The following is a 3,827-nucleotide window of genomic DNA, read 5'->3' on the forward strand; positions in this document are numbered from 1 at the left end:
CATTCAGGAGGCGGGCGATACCGAGTTCCTGCCCAAACAGCAGGTGGACCGTTGGAAGTTCAAGAAAGAGAACGACCGGGTCAGTGAGAAGGACGGGAAGACCGCAACCGCCAGGACGATCCTTCTGGGGATCACCAAGGCCTCCCTGGGGACCGAAAGCTTCATCTCGGCGGCCAGTTTCCAGGAGACCACGAAGGTGCTGACCGAAGCGGCTGTTTCGGGCAAGGTGGACGACCTTCGGGGTTTGAAGGAGAACGTGATCATGGGTCATTTGATCCCCGCTGGGACGGGAAGTCCCTTCTATCGGGGGGTCAAGATCAAGGTCGATGAGCCCGAGGAGGAGTTGCCCGTTGGCATTGCCACCGCGGCCGCCCCCCCCATCTCGGATGACCCGGAAATGAAGCTGGATGAGGACTTTTCTGATAAAAAAAGCCTTGACCAGGTTTGACCCTTTTGGTAGCTTAGCCGTCCGCGTTTGAGCCGCTTTTGGCCTAAATAGCTTTGAAATCCTCCTTTGGGGGTCGTTCTCCCCAATGGCGAGCTGAGGAGGGATTCGCTGCGCTGAAGATTCCCCCCGGTCCCGCAAGGGTCCCGGGGTCCAATGGAATATTCACTTGGGCAAAGGCGGAGCTCGCGTCTTTGCCTTTTTTATTTTTAGGGTCTTTTACGGAGGATTCCTTGCCGACGTTAAATCAATTGGTCCGAATGGGCCGTGCGAAGAGCAAACAAAAGACGAAGTCCCCGGCCCTGAAGGCTTGCCCCCAGAAGCGCGGGGTTTGCGTCAAAGTGGCCACCATGACCCCGAAAAAGCCCAACTCGGCCCTTCGGAAGATCGCCCGTGTCCGTTTGACCAATGGGATGGAAGTGACCTGTTACATCCCGGGCGTCGGGCACAACCTGCAGGAGCACTCGATCGTTCTCATCCGCGGGGGCCGCGTGAAGGACCTCCCGGGCGTTCGTTATCACATCATCCGCGGCGCTTTGGATGCCGCCGGTGTGGCCGACCGTCGCCAAGGCCGTTCGAAATACGGAATGAAGCGGCCTAAAAAAGACGCCGCCGCTAAAGCTTAAGGAGAAGCTCCATGCCCCGTCGTAAAGTCGCCGCCCGCCGTGAGATCCTCTCGGACGCCCGTTACAACAACAAGTTGGTCGCGAAGTTCATCAACTCCATGATGTACGACGGCCAAAAAATGGTCGCGACCCAGAGCTTTTATGATGCCCTGGATGTTTTGGGCGAGAAACACGGTGAAGGCGCCTTGAATGTGTTCAAGACGGCCGTGGAGAACGTCAAGCCGGCCTTGGAAGTGAAGTCCCGCCGGGTCGGGGGCGCCACCTACCAGGTGCCCGTTGAGATCCGTCCGGAACGGCGCACTTCGCTCGCTATCCGTTGGATCTTGACGGCGGCCCGCGCACGGAAAGAAAAGACCATCGCCCAGAAATTGGCGGCGGAATTGGCCGATGCCTTCAAGAACCAAGGGACGGCCATCAAGAAAAAAGAAGACACCCATAAGATGGCGGAAGCCAACCAGGCCTTCGCCCACTATCGCTGGTAATCCAGGAGAACCAAGTGTCCCGTCCCGTCCCCCTCACGAAGACCCGCAATATCGGCATCATGGCCCATATCGACGCCGGCAAGACCACCTTGACCGAACGTATCCTTTTTTACACGGGCCGAACCCATAAGATCGGCGAGGTGCATGACGGCGCCGCCACGATGGACTGGATGCCCCAGGAACAAGAGCGTGGCATCACCATCACCTCGGCCGCCACGACCTGCTTTTGGAAGACCAACCGCATCAATATCATCGATACCCCGGGTCACGTGGACTTCACCATCGAGGTGGAACGTTCGCTCCGGGTCCTCGACGGGGCCATCGGCGTCTTCGGGGCCGTGGAAGGCGTGGAACCGCAGTCCGAGACGGTGTGGCGCCAGGCCACCCGTTACGGTGTTCCCCGCATCGCTTTCGTCAACAAAATGGACCGTATCGGCGCCGATTTCTTCGGGGCGATCGACCAGATGCGCAAACGCCTGAATGCGAACGCCCATGCGGTGACCCTTCCGGTGGGGGCCGAGGACAAATTCGACGGTCTGATCCACCTGGTCGAGATGAAGCGTTATCGGTGGTTGGACGACAGTTTGGGCGCCAAATTCGAGATCGAAGAGATCCCGGAGGACATGAAAAAGATGGCCCAGGAATACCACCAACAATTGGTGGAGGCTGTGGCCGAGTTCGATGATGACGTCATGCAGAAATACCTGGACGGGAAGGAGATCTCCGTCGAGGAGATCAACAGCTGCATCCGCAAGGGGACCATCTCCAACAAGTTCAATCCCGTTTTCTGCGGCTCGGCTTTCAAGAACAAGGGTGTCCAGCCTCTTTTGGACGCGGTGATCAACTACCTTCCTTCTCCGATCGACATCCCTGCGGTCAAGGGTCATAACGCGGAAACCAACGAGGAAGAGACCCGCGAGACGAGCGACGAAGCGCCTTTTTCCGCCTTGGCCTTCAAGATCATGACAGACCCCCATGTCGGCAAATTGGTCTATTTCCGGGTCTATTCGGGAACCCTTCAGGTGGGTTCCTATGTCTATAACTCGACCAAAGGGAACCGCGAACGCGTTGGACGGCTCCTGCAGATGCATGCCAACAAGCGCGAAGAGATCAAGGAAGTTCATGCGGGGGACATCGCGGCCACGGTCGGCATCAAGACCATCACCACCGGTGACACCCTTTGCCTTGAGGACAAGCCCATCATCCTGGAGAAGATGGTTTTCCCCGATCCCGTCATCTCGGTGGCAATCGAGCCCAAGACCAAGGCCGACCAGGAAAAAATGGGTCTGGCCCTTGGAAAACTGGCCGAAGAGGATCCGTCCTTCCGGGTGAAGAGTGACGAAGAGACCGCTCAAACCATCATTTCGGGGATGGGCGAACTGCATTTGGAGATCATCGTCGACCGGATGATGCGTGAATTCAACGTACAGGCCAACGTGGGCAAACCCCAGGTCGCTTACCGCGAAACGATCCGTAAGAGCGTTGAAGCGGAAGGGAAATACATCAAACAAACCGGTGGCCGGGGTAACTATGGCCACTGTTACATCAAGATGGAACCCATGGAAGCCGGCAAAGGCATCGAGTTCGTGGATGCCATCAAGGGCGGCTCGATCCCCCGGGAGTTCATTCCGGCCGTGCAAAAAGGGATCATGGACGCGAAGGACAGCGGGGTCCTTGCCGGATACCCCGTCGTCGATTTCAAGGTCACCCTCTTCGACGGTTCCTATCACGATGTCGACTCGAACGAAATGGCCTTCAAGATCGCCGCTTCCATGGCGTTCAAGGATGCGATGAAGAGCGCTGATCCGGTCATCCTGGAGCCCATCATGGAGGTGGAGGTGGTGACCCCGGACGATTTCATGGGTCCGGTGATGGGCGACCTGCAATCCAAGCGTGGCAAGATCGAGGGGATGGAACTTCGTGGATCCGCCCAGATCATCCGCTCCAAGGTTCCCTTGTCCGAGATGTTCGGTTACTCAACGAACCTGCGCTCCATGACCCAGGGTCGAGCGACCTATTCCATGCAGTTCGCGCATTATGAGGAAACGCCCAAGTCGGTCCAGCAAGAGATCATCGGTAAAGTGAAGGGCTGAAAAAAATCAGCGCCCGGGAATGGGCGTAGGGAGGTTGTCTATGTCGAAAGAAAAATTCGTTCGTAGCAAGCCGCACGTGAACATCGGGACGATCGGCCACGTGGACCATGGGAAGACGAGCTTGACGGCGGCCATCACGACGGTCCTGGCCAAGAAGGGCTGGGCGACGGCGAAGGGATAT

Annotated in this window: 5 protein-coding genes; all 5 read left to right on the forward strand. The window is 57.6% G+C overall.

What is annotated here, in order from left to right; genetic code table 11:
• Positions 1-448, forward strand: a 448-nt coding sequence (locus VHE12_02605; GenBank protein ID HVZ79674.1) for a hypothetical protein, incomplete at its 5' end; no start/stop codon positions are given.
• A 230-nt stretch (positions 449-678) separates the two neighbouring features.
• On the forward strand, positions 679-1,071 hold the full coding sequence (gene rpsL, locus VHE12_02610) for a 30S ribosomal protein S12 (protein HVZ79675.1): 393 nt from the start codon (positions 679-681) through the stop codon (positions 1,069-1,071).
• 11 nt (positions 1,072-1,082) lie between these two features.
• On the forward strand, positions 1,083-1,553 hold the full coding sequence (rpsG, locus tag VHE12_02615; protein ID HVZ79676.1) for a 30S ribosomal protein S7: 471 nt from the start codon (positions 1,083-1,085) through the stop codon (positions 1,551-1,553).
• 14 nt (positions 1,554-1,567) lie between these two features.
• Positions 1,568-3,646: an elongation factor G gene (fusA, locus tag VHE12_02620; protein ID HVZ79677.1), complete on the forward strand. Its 2,079-nt coding sequence runs from the start codon at positions 1,568-1,570 to the stop codon at positions 3,644-3,646.
• A gap of 40 nt (positions 3,647-3,686) precedes the next feature.
• On the forward strand, positions 3,687-3,827 hold a 141-nt coding region (locus VHE12_02625), incomplete at its 3' end, for a GTP-binding protein (protein ID HVZ79678.1).

It is taken from the genome of bacterium, from assembly GCA_035549195.1.
Lineage (GTDB): Bacteria > Oederibacteriota > Muellerivitia > Muellerivitales > Muellerivitaceae > DASZRK01.

Coding starts and splice junctions, on each gene's coding strand:
- rpsG (HVZ79676.1), top strand. CDS start 1,083: ATGCCCCGTCGTAAAGTCGCCGCCCGCCGTGAGATCCTCTCGGACGCC.